Origin of the sequence: Hahella sp. HNIBRBA332 (assembly GCF_030719035.1) — a bacterium.
Classification (GTDB): Bacteria; Pseudomonadota; Gammaproteobacteria; order Pseudomonadales; family Oleiphilaceae; genus Hahella.
Map to the genome: position 1 here is coordinate 4293366 of NZ_CP132203.1, position 15930 is coordinate 4309295.

Annotated in this window: 14 protein-coding genes; 6 read left to right on the forward strand and 8 right to left on the reverse strand. The window is 55.9% G+C overall.

Going from position 1 to position 15930, the window contains the following annotated elements:
- Positions 1 to 90: 90 nt before the first annotated feature.
- Positions 91 to 1827 carry an ABC transporter substrate-binding protein gene (locus O5O45_RS18875; RefSeq protein WP_305900905.1) on the forward strand — a complete coding sequence of 579 codons (1737 nt, stop codon included), beginning with the start codon at positions 91 to 93 and terminating at the stop codon, positions 1825 to 1827.
- Positions 1828 to 1831: 4 nt separating this feature from the next.
- Entirely contained in the window at positions 1832 to 2575 is a 744-nt protein-coding gene (locus O5O45_RS18880; protein WP_305900906.1) for a substrate-binding periplasmic protein, read from the forward strand.
- An 8-nt stretch (positions 2576 to 2583) separates the two neighbouring features.
- On the opposite strand, the gene O5O45_RS18885 is transcribed toward O5O45_RS18880, so the two are convergent.
- Both O5O45_RS18885 and O5O45_RS18890 read right to left on the reverse strand, forming a co-directional pair.
- Complete coding sequence (locus O5O45_RS18885) at positions 2584 to 5703, reverse strand: efflux RND transporter permease subunit (protein ID WP_305900907.1); 3120 nt, start codon at positions 5701 to 5703, stop codon at positions 2584 to 2586.
- On the reverse strand, positions 5700 to 6908 hold the full coding sequence (locus O5O45_RS18890) for an efflux RND transporter periplasmic adaptor subunit (RefSeq protein WP_305900908.1): 1209 nt from the start codon (positions 6906 to 6908) through the stop codon (positions 5700 to 5702). The genes O5O45_RS18885 and O5O45_RS18890 overlap by 4 nt, the downstream gene beginning before the upstream one ends.
- A 373-nt stretch (positions 6909 to 7281) precedes the next feature.
- On the opposite strand from O5O45_RS18890, the gene O5O45_RS18895 reads away from it, so the two are divergent.
- The gene (locus O5O45_RS18895; protein ID WP_305900909.1) at positions 7282 to 7566 is read left to right on the forward strand and encodes a hypothetical protein; all 285 of its coding nucleotides are present in this window, start codon (positions 7282 to 7284) and stop codon (positions 7564 to 7566) included.
- Positions 7567 to 7786: 220 nt separating this feature from the next.
- Here O5O45_RS18895 and O5O45_RS18900 read toward each other — a convergent pair whose 3' ends face one another.
- The 3 genes from O5O45_RS18900 to O5O45_RS18910 are packed head-to-tail and all read right to left on the reverse strand — an operon-like array spanning position 7787 to position 10212.
- Entirely contained in the window at positions 7787 to 8191 is a 405-nt protein-coding gene (locus tag O5O45_RS18900; RefSeq protein ID WP_305900910.1) for a GFA family protein, read from the reverse strand.
- 47 nt (positions 8192 to 8238) lie between these two features.
- Complete coding sequence (gene fghA / locus O5O45_RS18905) at positions 8239 to 9084, reverse strand: S-formylglutathione hydrolase (protein WP_305900911.1); 846 nt, start codon at positions 9082 to 9084, stop codon at positions 8239 to 8241.
- 18 nt (positions 9085 to 9102) lie between these two features.
- Positions 9103 to 10212: an S-(hydroxymethyl)glutathione dehydrogenase/class III alcohol dehydrogenase gene (locus O5O45_RS18910; protein ID WP_305900912.1), complete on the reverse strand. Its 1110-nt coding sequence runs from the start codon at positions 10210 to 10212 to the stop codon at positions 9103 to 9105.
- A gap of 242 nt (positions 10213 to 10454) precedes the next feature.
- Here O5O45_RS18910 and O5O45_RS18915 point away from each other — a divergent pair, with 242 nt between their 5' ends.
- Positions 10455 to 13163, forward strand: coding sequence for a LuxR C-terminal-related transcriptional regulator (locus O5O45_RS18915; RefSeq protein ID WP_305900913.1), 2709 nt, complete (start codon positions 10455 to 10457; stop codon positions 13161 to 13163).
- On the opposite strand, the gene O5O45_RS18920 is transcribed toward O5O45_RS18915, so the two are convergent.
- Positions 13155 to 13325 (reverse strand): hypothetical protein, encoded by a 171-nt coding sequence (locus O5O45_RS18920; protein ID WP_305900914.1) that lies wholly within the window; start codon positions 13323 to 13325, stop codon positions 13155 to 13157. The genes O5O45_RS18915 and O5O45_RS18920 overlap by 9 nt on opposite strands.
- 115 nt (positions 13326 to 13440) lie before the next feature.
- Between O5O45_RS18920 and O5O45_RS18925 the strand changes: the two genes are divergently transcribed.
- Complete coding sequence (locus O5O45_RS18925; protein WP_305900915.1) at positions 13441 to 13710, forward strand: PEP-CTERM sorting domain-containing protein; 270 nt, start codon at positions 13441 to 13443, stop codon at positions 13708 to 13710.
- Between the two features lie 9 nt (positions 13711 to 13719).
- Here the strand turns inward: O5O45_RS18925 and O5O45_RS18930 are convergent, their stop codons facing one another.
- On the reverse strand, positions 13720 to 14301 hold the full coding sequence (locus O5O45_RS18930; RefSeq protein ID WP_305900916.1) for an NADPH-dependent FMN reductase: 582 nt from the start codon (positions 14299 to 14301) through the stop codon (positions 13720 to 13722).
- Positions 14302 to 14382: 81 nt separating this feature from the next.
- On the opposite strand from O5O45_RS18930, the gene soxR reads away from it, so the two are divergent.
- On the forward strand, positions 14383 to 14844 hold the full coding sequence (soxR, locus tag O5O45_RS18935) for a redox-sensitive transcriptional activator SoxR (protein ID WP_305900917.1): 462 nt from the start codon (positions 14383 to 14385) through the stop codon (positions 14842 to 14844).
- 46 nt (positions 14845 to 14890) lie between these two features.
- Here the strand turns inward: soxR and O5O45_RS18940 are convergent, their stop codons facing one another.
- Complete coding sequence (locus O5O45_RS18940; protein WP_305900918.1) at positions 14891 to 15832, reverse strand: DUF4253 domain-containing protein; 942 nt, start codon at positions 15830 to 15832, stop codon at positions 14891 to 14893.
- Positions 15833 to 15930 lie beyond the last annotated feature (98 nt).

The window sequence follows — 15930 nt, forward strand, 5'->3', positions numbered from 1 at the left end:
CAGATCATGGATGGAAGCCGCATATTGGGCTAGATTGTTGTATTAGATCGACAATAATAACCCCCAAAGACAAGCGAGCGTTCAATCCCGGTGCTTTCCAACATACGGTGTCGCAGCGCATCCGCGGCGCCCAAAATCCTCGCCTCCGGAGTGCTCTGCCTCGCGTTGTGCGGCGATGTCCTCGCAGCGCCCAAGCTCTCGGAGGAAACCGTCTCCTATTGGCTGGACGGGGAATTTTCCGTTTCCACTCTCAGCAGGAAAGAGCAGGCCGCTGAGCTGGCGTGGTTTCATCAGGCCGCATCGCCTTTTCGCGGCATGACCATTTATGTGGTGTCAGAGACGATCGACACGCACTGGTATGAAGCCAACATTCTCTCCAAAGCCTTCGAAGACATTACCGGCATCCGCGTCGTACATGAAATCACGGGGGAAGACGATCTCGTCCGCAAACTGCTTTCTCAAATCGAAACCAGGATCAATATTTACGACGCCTTTATCAGCGATTCCGACCTGATCGGCGCTCACTATCGCAGCGGCGCGGTAGTCGCTCTGTCCGACTATATCAAGCAGGACGGGGCCTCTGTCACATTGCCGACGCTGGATCTACAGGATTTTATCGGTCTCAATTTCACGACTGCGCCCGACGGCAAGATCTATCAACTTCCCGACCAGCAATTCGCCAACCTGTATTGGTATCGTTATGACTGGTTCAACCGCAAGGACCTGCGCGAGCGCTTTCGCAGCCTGTACGGCTATGAATTAGGTGTGCCGGTCAACTGGACCGCCTACGAGGACATTGCGGAGTTTTTCACCGTTCACGTTAAGGAGTTGGATGGCCACCCGGTCTGGGGACACATGGATTATGGCAAAACCGATCCGTCTCTGGGCTGGCGCATCTCCGACGCCTGGCTGTCCATGGCGGGCATGGGAGATCGGGGCATTCCCAATGGCGCTCCCGTGGACGACTGGGGCATCCGGGTGGAGGGCTGCCGCCCGGTGGGCGCCAGCGTGCAACGCGGCGGCGCGCTGGACAGCCCGGCGGCGAATTACGCTATCCGCAAATTCGTCGACTGGTTTAAATACGCGCCGCCTCAGGCGGCGAACCTGACATTCACTGAGGCTGGCGGCTGGGTCGGCACGGGGCAGATCGCGCAGCAGATATTCTGGTACACCGCCTTCGTCGCCCAGGCCACGCAACCCGGCCTGCCCATCGTCAACGCAGACGGTACGCCTAAATGGCGCATCGCCCCCTCCCCTGTAGGCGCTTACTGGGAGGAAGGCATGAAGTCCGGCTATCAGGACGCTGGTTCCTGGACGCTGCTGAAAAATACTCCCGCAGACCGTCGCCGGGCAGCTTGGCTTTACGCTCAATTCACCGTATCCAAAACAGTCTCTCTCAAGAAAACCCTGATGGGGCTCACGCCCATCCGCCTGTCTGACATCAACTCGTCGGTCATGACGCAGAAAGCCCCCATGCTAGGCGGTCTGGTGGAGTTTTATCGCTCCAACGCCCGCAACTACTGGACGCCGACCGGCTCCAACGTGCCCAATTACGCCAAGCTGTCGCCTTTGTGGTGGAAATATATTTCTCTGGCGCTGGAGGGCAACCGCCCGGTGAACGAGGTCATGCAGGATCTCGCCCGAGCGATGGACCGAGGCCTGGACACAGTGGGACGGGAAGAACCCGGCGTCTGTTCGCCCCGCCTGAATCCGGAATCCTCCCGCGAGTTCTGGCTGAAGGCCCCGGGAGCTCCCAAACCGGAACGCAACGAACATCCTCCTGGAAAGACGTTAAGCTATGAAGAGTCAATCAAAGTCTGGAATTAGTCCCATGACGCGACTGCTGGCCGCTTGCGTAACCTGGGTCCTGCTTCACTCCGTTCCCGCTCTCGCGGAAGGAGAGAAAATTCAAGTGCTGGCGTATGCGCAGCCACCTTTTATGGAGCTGCGTAATGACCGGCCGGCGGGCCTGGCCATCGACATCCTTAACATGCTGTTCCAACGCGTGGAAGTGGACTACAGCATTCTGTTTCTGCCCCCCAAACGCGCTTATGTCACCGCTTTGTCTGAGGCTAATAACTGTGTGCTGGCGATTGAGCGCAGTCAGGCGCGAGAAGCCTTGTTTCAATGGGTCAGCCCGATTCTCATCACCCGGCACGGTTTCTATTCCAACCTGACGGATAATTACAATATCCGCACGCTCAACGACGCCAAACCCCTGGTGATAGGCAGTTATCTGGGTAGCGGGGTCGGCGAGTATCTGGAGAAGCTGGGTTTCAACGTGGATCTCACTTCCAGCAACGACCTGAACATCCGCAAGTTGCAGCTCAAACGGGTAAACCTGTGGGCCAGCGACACCATTTCAGCAGCGGTGATCATCAATCAGAGCAGCCTTCCTATCAAGCTGGAGCATGTCTTTCTCACCACGTTAAGCGCGATGGGCTGTAACCTGAATACGTCGTCCGCCTTGGTGGAGCGGCTGCAAAACGAGCTAAAGAGCATGTATCAGGACCAGTCCATTCGGCAGCTATATCGCAACTACCTTGGCCAGGATGCGGATTGGCTGAGCAATTGACGCCGCTTTCAGGCGGCGTCTTCTCGCAGTGCTTGTTTGGGATGGAACAGCCGCTTCAGATCTTCGATGACCACGTAGTTTACGGGCACCAGCAGCAACGTCAGGACCGTGGCGAACAGTATTCCAAACCCCAACGACACCGCCATGGGAATTAGAAACTGCGCCTGGGTGGACTTCTCGAACAGTAACGGCATCAAACCGATAAAAGTGGTCAATGACGTGAGCATGACCGGGCGGAAACGGGCCACACCCGCATTCAGCACTGCGGTCATCAGATTGCCGCCGTTCTCCCGATCATTACGGTGCTTGTTGATGAAGTCCACCAGCACCAGACTGTCGTTCACCACCACCCCGATCAGAGCCAGCATTCCCAACAAACTGGTCAGGCTCAGATCCATCCCCATGATCCAATGGCCCAGCACCGCGCCAATGCCGCCGAAGGGAATCACAGTCATAACAATCAACGGCTGGACGTATGACTTAAATGGAATCGCCAACAGACTGTAGATCATAAACAGCACAAACAGTAGTCCCCATTTGAGACTGCCGAACGACTCCCGCTGCTCTTTCGCCTCCCCTTCCCAACTGTACTGAATATCTGGATGCTGCAGCATCAGATCGTCGAGAAAGCGGGTCATATCTTCCTGCAAGGCCAGCATGTTGGTGTTCTGCTTATCGATATCCGCACGCACGTTCATAGTGCGATAACGGTCTATGCGATAGATCGTGGTGGGACTCAGGCCTGGCTTGAGTTCAGCGATTTCGCCCAACGGAATCAGGCGTCCGTCGGAGGCGGCGATACGCAGGCTCTGCAAATCGCTGACTGACTGCCGGTCGGAGCGTGGGTAGCGCACCATGACGCGCACGTCGTCACGCCCCCGCTGGATACGCTGCACCTGATAACCATAGAACGCCTGCCGGATCTGATTGATGACGTCCGCCCGGTTCAATCCCAGGGCGTATGCTTCAGGCTTCAGTTCCACCTGCAATTCTTCTTTGCCGTCGGACAGGCTGTCGGTAATGTCGAATACCGTGGGATAGCTCGCCAGGCGTGCTTTCACCTGCTCTCCCACCGCCTCCAGCGTCTCAAAATTATTACCGGAAAACTGAATGTCGATGGGGTCGGACACCCGACCGATCTCCGCCCGGAATGTCAACGACTCGGCGCCGGGAACCACGCCGATCAGGCGACGCCACTCATTGACCAGTTCGTTACTGGTGACCGCCGTTTCCCGTTCCTCCGGCGCCACAATCTCAAATATCACCCGGCCCACGTGGGAGCCACTGGAGCCGCCGCTGGTGGCCAGCACATCCAGAATCAGATCTTCTCCGGTCTGCGGATCGCGATACTTCTCCTTAAGCTTAAAGGCGGCGTCCGCCATCTTGGAGACATAGCGGTCCGTCACCTCAAATGGCGTTCCCTGGGGCATGGTCAGCGACGCCCTGGCGATCTCGCTCTGCACCCGGGGGAAAAACACAAAATTGATCCAGCCGGACGCCACCAACGTGCTCAACAAGATAAAAGAGCCCACTGCAAACGATAAAAACAGGTAACGATTGCGCAGGGTCCAGTGTAATACCGGGTGATAGTAACGCAGGATCGCATTCTCAAAACCATCGGCGAAAGCCCGTTGCCAGCGCTCCAGACGGGAACCTGCATTAGGGTCCGGGTTGATGCGCACATGCTTCAAGTGAGCGGGCAAGATGAGCTTGGACTCGATCAGCGAGAACACGAAAATCGGCAGCACCACCACCACTATCTGCGCGAATAACTGACCGCGCACGCCTTCGATAAAGGCGATGGGCATAAAGGCGGCCATTGTGGTCAGTACGCCGAACGTAACCGGCGCCGCCACTTCCTGAGTACCCTGAATCGCCGCCTGCAAGCCATTTTCCGCACGTCGCAAGTGGGTATAAACGCTTTCGCCGGTGACAATGGCGTCGTCCACGACGATCCCCAGCACCAGAATAAAGGCGAACAAGGTGAAGATGTTAAGGGTCACGCCGAAGTACGGCATCACCAGGAACGCCCCCATAAAGGAGATAGGGATGCCGCAAAAAACCCAGAAAGCCACCGACGGCCGCAAGAACAACGTCAACAGCAACAACACCAGAATGCCGCCCTGAATGGCGTTATCCGTCAGGGTCTGCAGACGTTTTTTCACCAGCTTGGAAAAGTCGCGCCAGTAGGTTAACTCAACTCCGACAGGCAGGCTGCTCTGCTTGCGCTCGATATACTCTTTGACCTTGTCGGCGACGCCAATGGCGCTTTGATCTCCTACCCGGAATACATCCACGAACGCCGCCGGCTGGCCGTTGAAACGGGTGAGCACGCGCCCTTCTTCAAATCCGTCCACGACCGTCGCCAGATCTCTGACGCGCACGAAACTGCCGTCGCGCTGGGTCAGTACGACGATATCTTCAAAGTCATCGCGGCGGTAGGCCTGACCTTTGGAGCGAATCAGCACCTCGCCGCCATCGGTCTGGATATTGCCCGCAGACACGTCCAGGGAGCTCTTGCTGATGGCCTGGGCGATGGTTTGCAACGTAATGCCATAGCGCTGCAGCGTCGCCTTGGGCACTTCAATGGAAATTTCATAGTTGCGCACCCCATCCAGGGCCACTTGAGTGACGCCGTCCAGGCGCAACATGTCATCGCGCACATGCTCCGCCAGCGTGCGAATTTCCGACTCAGGGTAAGGTCCGGCGATGGCGACGGTAATCACCTCACGGGTATGCTGGGCCAGACTGATAACCGGCTTTTCCACATCTCCCGGGAAGGAGTTGATGGAATCCACCCGGCTTTTCACATCCGCCAGCAGCTCACGGGGATCGTAATCACTGTCCACTTCGACCGTAACGGATGCGCTGCCTTCAGAGGAACGACTGACAATTTGCTCAACGCCCTCCAGATCCTGCACCGCTTCTTCAATTTTGACGCTGACGCCCTCCTCCACTTCTTCCGGGGTGGCGCCGCGAAGCGAAACGGAAATCGAGATAGTGGAGGGTTCAACAGAGGGAAATACTTCCAACGGCAGGCGCTGACTCAAAGATCCCAGGCCCAAAGCCAGGATCGTCAGCATCAACAGGTTGGCGGCGACATGATTACGAGCGAACCAGGCGATCACTGCACGTCTCCACCGGTTGCGTCAGCTGGCTTTTCTCCACTGCGGCGCGCCACCTTTTCAGATTCATTCTGCGCTCGTTTGATGCGCACGCCGCTATTGACCTGTCCCAGTGGGGTGAGAATCAGTTCGTCGCCAGCCTGCAGCCCCTCGCTGATCAGTGCGGACTTACCGCTCTGCCAGCCAATCTCAATGCTCTGTCGGTGCAACACCTCCCCTTTGGCGATGTACACATAACTCCCCTGATAAATAGATGAAACGGGTACTACCAGGGCTTCCGGCAAGCGCCGTCCCTGAATTTCCGCACTGACGTACTGACCTATTTTGAGAGGATATCGATTCGCGTCCTGAAGCCCGAAAGGGTCATCAATCTGAGCGACCACATAAAGCTGCTGGGTCGTAGCGTCAATAGCACCTTCCGTCCGCACGATCTTGCCACGCCACTTTTCTTTCGAGGCAGCGAGATTGTTGAAAATCGTCACCGCTGGCGGCTCTCCACCCCGGCGCTGCTCGGGCAGATCGATAAAGCCCAGATCTGTATTGTTGAGAGGCAGGCGCACTTCGACGTAATCTGTGGCGTAAATTTCCGCCAGCGTGGTCTGCGGCGACACGACGGAGCCCAGATCCACCTGTTTCTTGAGCACGCGACCGGCGTATGGCGCTTTGATTTCAGTCCGCTGCAGGTTGATGCGCGCCTGCGTATGCTGGGCGATAGCGGTCTGCACTCGGGCCTGGGCCGCAGCCAGCTGCGGCTTGCGCAGCGCAAGGTCCGAGGCGTTGTTGACGCCACCGATTTTTTCCCAGTCTTTCTTCGCCTGCCGCACTCGCGCTTCTTCCTCCGCCAACGCCAGCTTCGCTTCCGTCACGGCGCCTTCAGCAATGCGCAATTGCACCTGATAGTCCACAGGGTCGATTTTCAGCAGCACCTCGCCTTTGGCGAAAAAGCCGCCATCCCGCAAATTCGGCGACACCTCGATCACCTGTCCGGACACCTGCGCAACAATGGCGCTTTGCGTACGCGGTTGCACGATGCCGAACGTGGAAATGCGCACTGGAAACACTTCGGTTTGCAGCGTCTGGGTTTCAACGCTGATAGCGGGCTGCGGATGCTCTTTTTGAGGCTTGGCCTGAGGTTTCAACTCAGTGGCGAGATAGGCAACGCCAACAAACAGGGCTAACACCGCTAACGGCAGGACTTTCTTTAACATCTGACTTCCGGGCAACTGTCTGATCGAGGGGACTAGGCCTATTTATACGCCGAGGCGCAAAGCGGCGTCCACCGCGAACGCAATATAGGCGATTAACATTGGTTAATTAAGTGTAGTGGGTTGGCGCTGAATGGGTGATGAACAACGCTTAATGGATTTTATGAAGAATCACAGAGCGGTCTCTGTCAAACCGTAGCAGATTCATACAAATGACTCTAAGATAAGTTCTTTCGAGGCATATTCTAAATTCATATTATTATAATTCGGCGCATTGAATATGATGGATATTTGGATAGCATTCACAAAAAGCAGACCCTTATCAGGGTGCTCCATTGATGTTGATGGTTGTGAATTCTATTTTGCGGAAGTTTACGTGCCTATGGTCTCCGTTGGAGAGTCTCTACCCAACTTTGAAGCTATTCTGAGTAAAGTAAAGAGCGAGCTGTTGGAAAACCGCCTGGAGCTGGCTGACGTATCGACGCTTATTCGCTACAAGGAAGATCAGTGGGAAATACACAGTGGTAGTGAAAATGATGTGAACGCGTTTGCGACGCTTGCGCGAATATCAGAGTCTATTGTATTCAGTGGGTTTCGCTCAGAAGAAATAGAGGCGTTAACCTCGTACCGCTACTCAATTTCCGATTTGGATTACGATTAAAGAAGTAAGCAGTCCAACTGGCCAACTTTCACTTATCAAGATTTAAAATATAGTACAACGAAAAATATATAGAATATAAAAACGCCAACTTTATTTGATATGTCGTCATTATTTCCCATACCGCTCACTTTTATAGCGAGATGTAGAATTGTTCCAGACTTTCATGTAACCGAGAGTCTGGAACTGATTAGCAAGCCTTGCTTTTATCTGGCGGGTTGAATCAGTCGGAAGTCAACCGCACCCCAGGATACTGAGGCAAACCATCGCCAATCACACACCATTTCGCCTTGAATGCGGTATAGATGTGGTCTTTCGGCAAGTGGTCCGGCTCTTCATCCAGAGTTCCCAGGGCGATGTCGATATAGTCGGGGTTGCTGAGAAACCGGAAAAACAGGCTGGAGCCGCATTGGGGGCAAAAGCCTCGTTCCGCCGTTTCCGATGAGCGGTAAACCGCGATGCGGTCTTCACCTGCGGACCAGGTAAAGTTCGCCATGTTCACCACGCCGTAGGTTCCCGTCGCCGCACCGTGGAACTTACGACACTTGGAGCAATGGCAGTGGGACACGTTTTCTTCAAAGGTCTTTACTTCATATTGCACGGCGCCGCACAGACAACTTCCTTTCATATCCCACTTATCTCCGCATTGAATTAAAGTTTACGCTGCATTCTCAGTCAGCCATTGGCGTCATTGAGCATCTTATGATGATGTTTCACATGATCGCGAATGAATGTCTTAATGAAAAAGTAGCTGTGGTCATATCCAGCGCGATAGTTCAGAGTCAGAGGGATGTCCTTCTCCGCGCAAGCGGCCTTCAATAGCTCAGGGTTCAACTGTTCCGCCAGGAACTCGTCTTTATCCCCCTGGTCCACCAGAATCCGGCTTACTTTCGCCCCGGACTCGATCAACGCCACAGAATCATAGGCTTTCCAGTTTTCCTGATTGGTTCCCAGATACCCCGCCAAGGCTTTTTTACCCCAAGGGCAGGACATGGGCGCGCAAATCGGCGCCAACGCAGACACAGAGCGAAACTTCTCCGGCTGCTTAAGCGCGATGGTCAGTGCGCCGTGCCCGCCCATGGAGTGTCCGAATACGCCTGTGCGCTCGGGGTCCATGGGCAGATTATCCGCCACCAGCGAGTACAGCTCTTCCGTCACGTAGGAATACATGCGGTAATTCGCGCGCCAGGGCTCTTCCGTGGCATCCACGTAAAACCCGGCGCCAGAGCCGAAGTCATAGCTGAGATCTTCGCCATCCAGGCCGACATTGCGGGGACTGGTGTCAGGAGCCACCACGATAAAGCCATATTCCGCGGCGGCGGCCTCCACGTCCGCCTTTTGCACGAAGTTCTGGTCTGTGCAGGTCAAACCGGAAAGCCAGAACAAGGTGGCGCACTTCCCTTCCTCCGCAGCAGCCGGAACGAAGACGGAAAAGGTCATCAAACAGCCGCAGGTCTCCGAGTCGTGTTGATAGCGACGCCAGTATCCTCCGTGGCATTTATTTTCCTGAATCAAGTGCATAGGGTTCCTCCCGGTGCGTTAAAAGAGAATGACGGAGCGAATGCTCTTGCCTTCGTGCATGTAATCAAAGGCTTTATTGATGTCATCCAAGGACAGGCTGTAGGTGACCATCGGGTCCACTTTGATCTCGCCGCTGAGATATTTATCCACGTACCCCGGCAACTGACTGCGCCCTTTCACGCCGCCAAACGCCGTGCCTTTCCAGGTGCGGCCAGTGACCAATTGGAAGGGCCGGGTGGAGATTTCCTGGCCGGCGCCCGCCACGCCAATTATCACCGAGGTTCCCCAGCCTTTATGACAGGACTCCAACGCCGCGCGCATCAATTGCACATTGCCGACGCATTCAAAGGAATAATCCACGCCGCCGTCGGTCATTTCCACCAGGGCTTCCTGAATTGGCGCTGACAGCTCTTTGGGATTCACGCAGTCCGTAGCGCCCAGGGCTTTCGCCATCTCGAACTTATCCGGGTTGACGTCAACGGCGATAATCCGCCCCGCGTTGGCCATTGCTGCGCCTTGAATCACGCTCAACCCAATGCCGCCCAGGCCGAATACCGCCACCGTCGAGCCTGGCTCTACTTTCGCCGTATTCAACACCGCGCCAATGCCGGTGGTGACGCCACAGCCCAACAGACAGACTTTCTCCAAAGGGGCTTTGGGATTAATTTTGGCCAGCGCGATTTCCGGCAGTACGGTGTACTCGGAAAAGGTGGAGGTGCCCATGTAGTGATAGAGCTGCTTACCCTGATAAGAGAAGCGCGAAGTGCCGTCAGGCATCAGGCCTTTGCCCTGGGTGACCCGGATAGCCTGACAGAGATTGGTCTTGCCGGATGCGCAGAACTTGCATTGTCCGCACTCCGGGATATAGAGAGGAATAACGTGATCGCCCGGTTTAACGGAAGTCACGCCTTCGCCGACTTCCATCACCACACCGCCGCCTTCATGACCAAGAATAGCGGGAAAAAGTCCTTCGGGATCATCTCCTGAGAGCGTATAAGCGTCGGTATGACAGACGCCGGTGGCGACAATCTTGACCAGCACTTCCCCGGCTTTTGGGCCTTGCACGTCCACTTCGACAATTTCGAGCGGCTGGCCGGCGGCGAATGCGACTGCTGCGCGTGATTTCATATTAAGCTCCCTGGTAGCTATGGTTATGCGTTGTTATGGGTTCCAGTGAGACACTATAGGCGCCGCCCGAAAGCATCGCAATGCCCGCCGCCTGCATCGCAGCCCTCCACCAAAAGGCGTACTTATCTGATTCAAAACGGGAATTGCTCGACACTTTTGACGACAGTCTATCGCTTTTTGCTTGCGAGGCGCTTAGAGCCGGACCGATACTGAGCGCGACTCAGGACGTCGCGGCAACCATCATGATTCTCACAAGCAAACTGCAACCGCCTCAGCTACCCGTGCAACTTCTGCCTCGGGACGCCTTGCAACAACGACTTGGCGGCATAATAAGAAAGCCAGTCACATTGGTGTCGGCGCCGCCGGGCTTTGGCAAAACCACCGCGCTGGCGCAGTTCCTTCATCGCGAACAACTCCCCTACCTGTGGTACGCCCTGGACGAACAAGACAATACTCCCGGCATATTCTGGCGTTATGTGTGCGCGGGATTCGAGTCCGTATTCCCTAAAGTCGGCCCGCGCAGCGCGCGCATCCTGTCTGTGGATGACGACGCTTTGAACGCTGTGCGCAGCTTGCTGGATGAGTTGACGCAACTGGGACGCACTTGGCGGCGCCCAAAGAGCATGCTGGTGGCGATTGACGATGTGCATTACCTCAACGATCCGGCCTTGTTGCAGCAACTGGATTACTTTCTTGATCATCTGCCGCCCTACCTTCATGTCACCCTGATCAGTCGAACGATACCTGCACTGCATATCCCGCGTCGTCAGGTCCGCGACAGCGTTCTGTTGCTGAATGCGGAACACCTGAGGCTCTCTGAAACCGAAGCGCCGCAATTTCTGCAAACCCGCCTGGGGATAAGCCTGGACGCATCGGAGATGAAAAAACTGCATCGCCTTACGGAGGGCTGGATCGGCGCATTGCAACTGTATGGCTTGAACCTGCAGTCACAACCCGCCAATAGGCTGCTCACTCTGAACGCGCCGCCGGAGAATGTGGCCGCCTATCTGGCGGAAGAATGTTTTCAGCAACAGGACGATTGGGTGCAGACAGGCTTATTGAATCTGGCCCTGGTTCCCCGTTTTAACTTGCAGCTCGCCAACCAGCTTTGCCCTGGCGTCGACGCCGCCTTGTTGCTGGAAACCTTGTTAAGGCGGCAGCTGTTTTTATCTGAAACCAGCGCCGATGGCGCCTGGTATCGCTTCCATGATTTGCTGAGGGATTGGCTGCTATTGCGCAATCAGGAGCGTCCGCCAGGGGACCTGCAAACGCTGCATGGACAAGCCGCACAATGGTACGCGGAGCAAGGCTATTTTTTGGAGGCCATGGAGCAGTGGACTCTGGCTGGCGACTGGGAGCAAACCGCATTATGCGCAGGCCGCGCGCTACCGGAGATTCTACGCATGGGGCATTACCCTCTGGTGGCGCGTCTGCTGGCGAAAATCCCACAAGAGCAACTGCACCGTTATCCTAAGCTCTTGGCCCAGCGGGCATTTTTGCAGTTGACGCGGATGCGCTTCGACGAGGTCGAGGCCGACCTGGATCAGGCGGAACGCTACGTGGACGCCATGCTGGAACAATCGCAGAATCCTCCCGCGCTGGCGCAATTGAAACGCCAATACGGGTTACAGGAGTCTGAGTCCGTCAGGGAGCTGAAATGCATGATCATTCTCGGACGCAGCCACATCGCCCGGATGACGGATAGGCCCAAACTCGCCACCGAACAGCTTGAGCAAACCCGCGACTTTCTACCGGAACAGGATTCGCCCTTCACCGCCTGGCTGTTTCAAGGCCTGGGCGCGGACGAATACATTCGTGGTTCACTGCATGCCGCGCAGTATCTGCTGATGCGCGCCTTGCGCAGCAGTCGTAAATATGAAGAGGGTTTCTGCCTACTCGCTACCCTTTCCTGGTTGATTCCTGTGCTTCTCCAGCAAGGCAAGCTGCAATTCGCCAAAGAGCTACTGGAGGAGCAGCAGTCCTGGTTGGAAAGCCGCCACATGCATTGCCTGCCGAACTGGGGCGCCCTGCACTATCTGCGCCTGTTGATTCTCCTTGAGTTGGAACAACCTGAGGCGGCCAATCAGGAGTTGGAGCGCCTGTGGGACGCCACCGATGACCGAGTCATGGCGGTGGACCGGGTCTACCACAAATGGGGCGAATTCGCCCTGCGCCTTGCTCAACAAGACTATCCGCAGGCGGAAAAGGCGCTGAATCAGCTGGACGCCTATTTCCAGCAACATTTCACTCAGTGGAATTTTGTCGTCCCCAGCCCCGCCACGCTCAAAGTCCTTCTCGACGCGCTGTCAGGCAATCCCTTCCCCTTGGCGCAGTGGGCCGCGGCTTATGATACCCAGGCGCCTATCGTCAATTTACAGCGACAAACCATTGAGCTGATGATGTACGCCCGCATCAAGATCTACCAGCAGGCGGACGTACTGGACCTGCTACTGGAGCGCCTCACTCTTATCCAGAAAGCCGGCAACCTGTACTTTTCCATCAACCTGCTGGTGCTCTGCTGCCTCAATGAGCTGGCCCAAGCGCGCCCCAGCAGCGCAAGAGAGTTTCTCAGTCAGGCCGTGAACGCCGCGGCGCCTCTCGGCGTGCGTCGCCCCTTTCGGGAAGAAATCAGTCTATTGCAACCGCTATTAACGGATATGGCGCGACGCGGACACGCGGCGACATTTATCTCAGAACTGACGGCTTATTCACCCTCTCAGGTCCGCCCGCAGCCTGGCCGCAGCAAATCCCCGTTATTGGAAGAGCTCAGTCAACGAGAAACCACTATTCTGAATCACCTGTCCGCAGGGCGCAGCAACGAGGAAATCGCACTCGCGCTGAATATCGCCGCCTCCACGGTAAAGACTCACTTGCGCAACATCTACGCTAAACTGGGGGTGCGGCGCAGAACGCAGGCGCTGGCCATCGCAAGGGAGAACGGCTTAGTGTGATAGGTTGAAGGTGATATTGAAAAAGCGCTGGGATATGGATGGTTTCAGCAGCCTCTTCTGGAAGTCGTCAACCATCGAGCCATACCCTGAGCCTTGCTGAGTGATGGCTGAAGCCAGCTCTCTACCCAGGATTTCCTGTATGTCACGCACTTTGAGTTTCATTCATTCGCCGCTGTTACGACACTATATGTCGTAGCAAAAGGTATCATTTCAGCTCTCTCTGGGAGAGAGTCCCCTTCATTCAATATTCGTCCAACTCACTGAAGATAAAAGGCTTATGCAGTTCAAAGCAATTCTATTCATTGCGGCCTCATCGCTTTGCGCAACGGCGGCGGCGTCCACACTAGCGACGCAAGCCAGCGTTGGCGATCAGACGCTGATCCCGGTCGAATCCGAAGCTCACTTACAGAATGTGGATCTGCCGATATATCACGCCAACACACAGTCGGCGCCGCCACATGATCTGGCCGCGCCAGAACCCGCTTATATCGCGCTTCTGGGGCTGGGAGCGATGGCGCTGCTTTTGCGCCGACGCTCCTCCCACTGACAATCAGCATCAGGCAGCCTGTTTACCGTCATATGGGGTTGTCTGACGCGCTCCTTGTAAAGCTTGCGCCCACCAGACCAGACGATCCAGCATAATGTCCATGGACTTTTGCGCGCGCGCAGGGGCCAACAGCTCTCCGTTCTCGTCAAACTGCTCCCAGGCGCTGACGAAACTGACGGTATCCCTTACTGTCACTGCGTGCAGCTCCGCAAACACCAGACGCAGCTGCTCCACCGCCCGCAGACCACCGGAAATACCGCCATAGGATACAAACGCCACCGGTTTGGCGCGCCATTCGCTGTTCACGGAGTCAATCACGAACTTCAAAGGCGCGGGATAGCCATGATTATATTCCGGCGTCACGACGACGAACGCGTCCGCCTGTCCAATGCGACGGCACAGCGCTTCGACCGCAGGCGGACGCTCACGTTGATGGTACGGAGGCAGCGCCAGTTCCGCCGGGTCAATCATATCCAGATTCAATCCCTGACGATTAAGAATGCGTCCGCCAGCCCAGCGCGCCACTTTGTCGCAGAAGCGCCCTTCCCGAGTGCTGCCATAGATCAACGCCACGTTAATATCATTGCCCATAAATCATTACTCCAAAGAGGTTGTTATCAAGTCTGCGGCAGTGTAAAACCTCAACTTAACTTTAGGTCAAGAGGTATTTTTATGGCGAAGCTCAATGCCTGTAACGCCTACAAAGAACTCAGCGTCGGAGAAGTGGCGAAACGTAGCGGCGTCGCGGTGTCCACCCTGCATTTCTACGAATCCAAAGGATTGCTGAAGAGCCGTCGCAACTCCGGCAATCAGCGTCGTTATCCAAGAGGCGTCCTGCGGAGGGTAGCGATCATCAAGGTGGCGCAGCGCACCGGAGTGCCTTTGTCAGCGATCAGGGACGCCTTGTCCACCCTGCCCGAAGGGCGCGCGCCCAGCGCGGCGGACTGGCGGCGTTTATCAGAACAATGGAAAGAAGTGCTGAATGACCGTATACGCAAACTCATCCAGTTAAGGGATCAACTGGATGAGTGCATCGGTTGCGGCTGTCTTTCGATGGAGGATTGCCCACTGCGCAATCCCTGGGACGAATTGGCGGCGCAAGGCCCTGGGCCGCGCTTATTGGAGCAGGATTAACGCCGGCTAGCGCCAGGGCGGTTAAATCGTTTATGAGTGTTGAAGCTCAGGGACGCTCGTGTAAAAACCAACGGCGGGTTTTCATGAGCGAACGGGCGTGATCACGCAGGAGAACCCCAGCCAGCGCCGTGGTGCAAGGCGCCAGCGCTTCCTGTTCACAGGCCAGCTCAAAGGATTCGAAAATATCCTTTGGCCCCGACTTGGCGTTGAACTGCAGCATGGTTCCGTAATGGGCCACCAGCTCTGCGCCGTACTTGTCATGCCAATGTCGCAACATGGCGATACAGGCTTCCGACCCCACATTCTCGGCGCCGTACCAATGCATATACGCGAGCGCTTCCCAAGGTTTTGTGGTCGGCAACAGCATTAACGCCTGCGCCTGCCCCTGGGGCTCGTACCAGTCGATATGGTCGCAGTACTCCGGCTCCAGCACGTCGCCAGCGCCGGAGTATTGTATTTCCCATTCCAACATCCAGCGCTCGAATTCAAAGTAGCTATTGATCCGCTTCTCGGCGATCAATTTATTGATTTCATCCAGAGAGGGAACTTTGCCAAAACGCTCTTTGGTATGACCGATGCTGTACTCGAAGTTCTCCTCCAGATCTTCGGAGTACAGGCGATTATGGGCCGCCAGGACCGCCTGAATATCAGCCATCTCCGCGCCGGCGCAGATCGCCTGCGGCGAGAGATCCCGATCCGCTCCCGACGGCTCCCACCCATAAGGACGGCGCATAAACGCATCCTCGTTGAGCACCGCCTCGCGCCAGCTGCCGGCATCATTCAACCAGCATGCATGCAACACCGGCCACATGCCGGTCTGTTCGGAAATAGAGCGAAACTCCGCCCACAAATCCATCGCCTCTCCGGCGGTAATTTCAACAGCGAAGGCCTTCCGTGCAACGCCCGGCACATCCATCATCACGACTTCATGCTCGTCATAACCGATCCCACTGAGAATCTCACATAACTGGTCTTCGGTTTCTAACATTGCGCAACCTTCCTTCACTTCTAACAGGTTCTATATGTGGCCAACTTTTTTACTCATATCTTGAGTTTAGTAGCAGGAAAACTTTAAACCAAACACCA